The organism is Bradyrhizobium sp. (genome assembly GCF_050014615.1).
GTDB lineage: Bacteria > Pseudomonadota > Alphaproteobacteria > Rhizobiales > Xanthobacteraceae > Bradyrhizobium.
On the sequence record NZ_JBEKCZ010000317.1, the window covers coordinates 1 to 3,962 of the forward strand.

The 3,962-nt window shown below is 64.0% G+C and carries 3 protein-coding genes; 1 reads left to right on the top strand and 2 read right to left on the bottom strand.

The window, feature by feature from the left end:
* The first annotated feature begins 241 nt into the window (after positions 1–241).
* Positions 242–1,612 (top strand): TIGR03808 family TAT-translocated repetitive protein, encoded by a 1,371-nt coding sequence (locus ABR948_RS28760; protein WP_428124575.1) that lies wholly within the window; start codon positions 242–244, stop codon positions 1,610–1,612.
* A 35-nt stretch (positions 1,613–1,647) separates the two neighbouring features.
* On the opposite strand, the gene ABR948_RS28765 is transcribed toward ABR948_RS28760, so the two are convergent.
* The gene (locus ABR948_RS28765) at positions 1,648–2,142 is read right to left on the bottom strand and encodes a TIGR03809 family protein (RefSeq protein ID WP_428124577.1); all 495 of its coding nucleotides are present in this window, start codon (positions 2,140–2,142) and stop codon (positions 1,648–1,650) included.
* Between the two features lie 461 nt (positions 2,143–2,603).
* The coding region (locus ABR948_RS28770; RefSeq protein WP_428124579.1) for a S8 family serine peptidase at positions 2,604–3,962 on the bottom strand (1,359 nt) is incomplete at its 5' end.

A 3,962-nucleotide genomic window follows, 5' to 3' on the forward strand; every position in this document is an offset into this window, starting at 1 on the left:
GGGTCGCGCGAACGCGCGCCCGATGACAGGCTCCGCGTGCCCACCAATCTGATTTGCGTCGAGGATGGTGGGCACGGCGCAAACGCGCCTTTGCCCACCCTACTGACCGGGCCGCCCGAAGGATTAACCCTACCCCCAACTATCGCCTTGTTCTGCCCCCGCCTTCACCATGCGCCGCCGCATTTTTGCGTTACTCCAACATGGCGGACGCGGTTCGCACATCCGCCGGGAATACGCCATCATGGACATCGATCGCCGCCATCTGATCGGAGCCTCCGCGGCCGGCGTTGCCGGCGCGCTGGCGATGTCGCCTGACGCGGTGCGTGCCGCGCCGCTGACCTCCACGCTCGGGCGCGATATCACGCAATATGGCGTCCACCCCGGCAGTCCCGACGATCAGACCAGGACCTTGCAGCGCGCGATCGATGACGCGGCGCGGGCACAGGTTCCGCTGGCACTGCCGCCGGGGGTCTATCGCACCACCATGCTTCGGCTGCAAAGCGGTACGCAACTGATCGGCGTGCGCGGCGCGACCAGGCTCATCTTCAACGGCGGCGCGTCGATGCTTTCAGGCGAAGGCGCCGGCAGCATCGGTCTTGACAACATCACGTTCGACGGCAGCGGCATTCCGCTGCCCGCGCGGCGCGGCCTGGTGCATTGCCTCGGCGGCCGCGATATCCGCATCACCAATTGCGAAATCGTCGGCAGCGGCGGTAACGGCATCTGGTTCGAGAACGTCTCCGGCGATATCAGCGGCAACATCATCACGGGCATCGCGGCCACGGCCATTGTCTCGTTCGACGCGCAGGGTTTGCTGGTGACGCGCAACACCATCACCGGCACCAACGATAACGGCATCGAGATCCTGCGCACCAGCATCGGCGACGACGGCACCCAGGTGCTCGATAACCGCATCGAGGACATCAAGGCCGGTCCCGGCGGTTCCGGACAATACGGCAACGCGATCAACGCGTTTCGCGCCGGCAACGTCATCGTGCGCGGCAATCGCATCCGCAATTGCGATTATTCGGCGGTGCGCGGCAATTCGGCGTCCAACATCCAGATCACAGGCAACAGCGTCAGCGATGTCCGGGAGGTGGCGCTGTATTCCGAATTTGCGTTCGAGGGTGCCGTGATCGCCAACAACACCGTGGATGGCGCGGCGCTGGGGGTTTCGGTCTGCAATTTCAACGAGGGCGGACGCCTCGCGGTCGTGCAAGGCAACATCATCCGCAATCTGTTGCCGAAGCGGCCGATCGGCACCGCGCCCGATGACGATGCCGGCATCGGCATCTATGTCGAGGCGGATACATCGGTGTCCGGCAATGTGATCGAAAACGCGCCGTCGTTCGGGATCGTCGCCGGCTGGGGCAAATATCTGCGCGACGTCGTGATCTCAGGCAACGTGATCCGCAAGGCGTTCGTCGGCATCGGCGTGTCGGTGACGCCGGGCGCAGGCACGGCGCTGGTCGACAACAACATGATTTCGGAGACGCCGCGCGGCGCGGTGGTGGGACTCGATCACGCTAGGCCGATCACGCCGGATCTGTGCGCCGAGGGCGCCCAACGCTTCGCTCAGGTGATGATCGGCACCAATGCGGTGAGAAAATAGATTCCACGCCTGCCGCCCATGCGGGGCGAACAGGATTACAGTGCGTTGCGCAGCAGCGGATAACGTCTCGCTATGGCGTCGATTTCCGGCAACAGTTCAGCGACACCGCTCAAGGCCGGTGTTGCCAGCACGGGCACGGAAGGCGCTTCGTCGGACGAAACGCGGACGACTTCCGCTGACATCCCAACGCTCTGCCGTGGAGACGGCCCGGGAATCGGCACCGGCGACAGCCGCCGGGCCTGATGGTGGATCGTCTTGCCGCGCGGCGGCGTGGTCGCTCCCGTGCCGCCAAGCCAGGACATGTCGATCGCCGAATTGTCGAGCGAGGCCTCTCGCACCAAGAGATCGCGCCAGGTTTCGACCGCTGACTTGGCCTCCCTGATGTTCTCAAGAAAGGCGAGTTCGCTGTGAAAACGGCGCCAACGGCCGGTTTCGAACAATTCGGTGAGATATTCCAGCCGCTGCTCAGCAAGAGCACACCAGCGCGCGACAATGTCGCGGCCACGTGCCACGTCGACTCGATGTGTCATGAACCAGCCCGCAAGGAGAAAAACGGACGCCGACGCAACCGGAACGAATCAATCAGACGTGACAGAGATATTTTGTGGAAAACTTTAATTTTGTCCAGCGAACAGCGCCAGCAGACACCATGCATCGGCAGAAAGCCGTAGAAACCCGGGCTTTTCCTTCCTATCCACAGTCAAGCGACGCGCTGGCATGGCGGCATTGCGTCCTGCCGGCGACTTTAGTTTGTGGCCGCGGACATCAGGCTTTGGTGAAATATCGCCAGAAACGAAAGACCCGTCCGGGGGGACAACCGGACGGGTCAAGCTATATGGGCGCTTGGGGTGGATGGGCGCTCGCGCCAGATACAGCCTCGATGGGGAGGGATTACCGCTCCCACATAGATAAGTCGCGGCAAGGGCCGCGGACGTTCAAAGCGCTTTGGATTTTTTTAACTTTTGAAGCGGGGTATTTCGGGCAGGAAAACCTACTGCGCCTCGGGCTTCGGGGCGTCATCGGCCGGCTTGCCGGACGCCATGGTGGTCGCCGGCTGATCCAACCCCCTCGTCGCGGGAGCATCCTGCGGGTCCGGAGCGCTTTTGACGGCGGGCGCCTCTGGAACCGCGGCGACCGGCACCGCCGGTGCGGCGACCACGGCCGATACCGCCGCATAGGCATCCGCTTCACCGGCGCCGAACAGATCGTCGCGGCCAGCGGCACCGAGATCACGGGCCGTCTTCATCAGGATCGCGCGCACCTCGTCCGGCTTCAACGCGGCATTGCGCTCCAGCATCAGCGCCGCGAGGCCGCTGACATAGGCGGCGGAAAACGAAGTGCCCGACGTCATCTGATATTTGGCGTCAGGCGCCGGCAGGAAGATATCCACGCCTGGCGCCGATATCGCGATGTAGCTGCCCCGGTTCGATGCGGTAAACAGCCGGTCCTGGGCATCAGTGGCGCTGACCGCAATGACGTTGGTGTTGGCTGCAGGATACAGCGGCGGCGATTTCGCCCCGGCATTGCCCGCGGCGGCCACCATCACGATACCCCTGGCGGCCATCGCGGCGATACCGCGCTCGATCAGTGCATCCTTCGGACCGGCGAAGCTCATATTGACGATCTCTGCGCCATGCGCCGCGGCGTAATCCAACCCTTTGAGGATCACATAGGAGGTGCTCTCCGCACCATTCGGCGCCGCGCCGAAAGCGCGGATCGCCAAAATCCGCGCGGCTGGCGCGCTCCCCATCAGCCGCGCATGCGCCACGATCGCGCCGGCGACGCCGGTGCCATGGACATGCGGGCCTTCCTTGCTGCCGAGTGCATCGAACGAGGCTACGATCGCGTTCGCGAGTTCGGGGTGGTTGACGTCGATACCGGAATCGATCACGGCAATGGTAACGTTGGTGCCATGGGCCAGCGTATGCGCCTGGGGCAGTCGAAGTTTCGCGACCGCATATTGCGCAGGATCGCCCTCGGTCAATTCCGCCTTCTGCTCCTGCAGGACATACCGGAAGTTCGGCTGCACCGAGCGAACGCTGGCCTCGGTGGCGAATTCACGGCTCACCGTCTCTACCGCGCGGCGATTGGTAACGCGGAACAGGCCGATCGTGCTGCCGATGAGCGGAAAATCTTGCGATTGCAGGCGCGTGAGGCCGTGACGTCGCGCCAATTGGTCGGCTTGCGCATCCGACAGCGAGCCGTCGATCTCGGCCACAAGTTCGTTGGCAATCGTGCGCTGGTTAAGCGCGGTCTGCAACGCATTGCCGCGCGAGCCGGCATTCCCGTTTTCGCCCGGCCCTTGGCTGCCGCCGCCGGAATTAGCCGCCTGGCCCGAACATTCGCCACT